The following is a 1,420-nucleotide window of genomic DNA, read 5'->3' on the forward strand; positions in this document are numbered from 1 at the left end:
CGGGTCGCGTCCTTGTCGCTGGGGGTACCGTCCGCATGCTGCCTGTCGCGGTCGCGTCCGTCGTTCACCGGAGATCTCCTGCCCTGCCGCGCCGGAGCCCGCCGTCGCGCTGTGGTCGTCGCACCTGACGGTCGTGCCGCATCAGGCCCTGCCGGATCGTCGCATGTTCATTCCATTCCACCGGCTCTCAGGTCCGATCAACCCTGGGACGGACATGTCGGATTGCCGACGCCGGCACCGCGCGGGGCAGGACGGCACCAGCTCACACCTCCAGCGGCAGTTGCGCCACCGGGATGTCCCGCCTGGTCGGAGCGAGCCGGAACACGTCCCCACGCGGGGACGCGAACGCCTGCCAGAAGTGCTCGGCGACGGCGTCCGGGCGCAGCGGCCCGCCCGGCGCCACCCGGCCGTCCAGGACGACGGTCCGCAGCCGGATGCCGCGGGTGGTGAGCGTGGGGCGCAGCGCCTCGGCGAGGGCGGTCAGGCCCGCCTTCCCGACGGCGAGGGCGAACCGCCCGGCCACCGGCTCGGTGCGCGCGCCGGCCGAGGTGACGAGGATCGTCGCGGCCGGGCGCTCCGCGAGCAGGACGGCCGCCGCCTGGATGGCGGCCAGCGCGCCGGTGACGTTCACCGCCAGGGTCTGGTTCACCGTGGCGGGCGGCACCGTGAGGGCGGCGCCGCGGATGCTGAGCTTGGCGTTGTAGACGAGGGTGGTGAGCCCGCCGATCTCGGTGGCGACCCGCCCGAGGGCCGCGGCGAGCGCCGGCGCGTCCGTCACGTCGGCGACGGCACCGGCGACGGCGAGGCCGTCCGGCGCGAGCGCGTCGCGGACGCGGGCGAGCGTGTCGGTCGACCGGGACACGACGCCGAGCACGAACCCCTCCCGGCCGAACCGGCGCAGCAGCTCGACCCCGAAGCTCGCCCCCGGCCCCACCAGGACGAACCCCCGGGTCAACGGCTCGCCCTCCGGCGGCTCGTCGCCCTGGCCGACCACTGCGCCAGCGCTGTCGGCCCGGCCGGCGCGCTCAGCACCGCGTACCTCGGTCTGGTCGGCGCGCTGCCCCTCGGCCCGGTCGCGCGGTCCGGTGCTGCTCATGCCCCACATCCTTGCCGAGGGACCGGCCGGACATGTCGGGGATGGCCGGATCGGCCGTCAGGCGGCGCGTCGTGCGCCGTGGCCCGGCGAGAACGGGGCGCCACCGGCGGCCGGCTGGTCGGGACGGTGGCGCAGCTCCCGGGCCGCCTCGACCGCAGCGGCCGCCCGCAGCGGCGCACAGCGCAGATAGGACCAGGTCAGAGCCCCACCGACGATGATCACCGGAATGAGCAGCAGGACCAGAACGACGAGTATGGCACCGAACGTCTCCATCAAATACCTCCGGAGGGGACTGCTGCCTTTGGGCGGCAGGGGAATCCGGTA

The 1,420-nt window shown here is 75.1% G+C and carries 2 protein-coding genes; both read right to left on the reverse strand.

The genetic code is table 11. From position 1 onward, the window contains the following. Positions 1-262 precede the first annotated feature (262 nt). On the reverse strand, positions 263-1,096 hold the full coding sequence (locus C1A33_RS25285) for an SDR family NAD(P)-dependent oxidoreductase (protein ID WP_101833937.1): 834 nt from the start codon (positions 1,094-1,096) through the stop codon (positions 263-265). Between the two features lie 57 nt (positions 1,097-1,153). Further along, a complete protein-coding gene (locus C1A33_RS25290; protein ID WP_101833939.1) occupies positions 1,154-1,369 on the reverse strand; it encodes a hypothetical protein in 216 nt (71 codons plus the stop codon). Positions 1,370-1,420: the final 51 nt, after the last annotated feature.

It is taken from the genome of Frankia canadensis, from assembly GCF_900197875.1.
Taxonomy (GTDB): domain Bacteria; phylum Actinomycetota; class Actinomycetes; order Frankiales; family Frankiaceae; genus Frankia; species Frankia canadensis.

Coding starts and splice junctions, on each gene's coding strand:
- C1A33_RS25290 (WP_101833939.1), bottom strand. CDS start 1,369: ATGGAGACGTTCGGTGCCATACTCGTCGTTCTGGTCCTGCTGCTCATT.
- C1A33_RS25285 (WP_101833937.1), bottom strand. CDS start 1,096: ATGAGCAGCACCGGACCGCGCGACCGGGCCGAGGGGCAGCGCGCCGAC.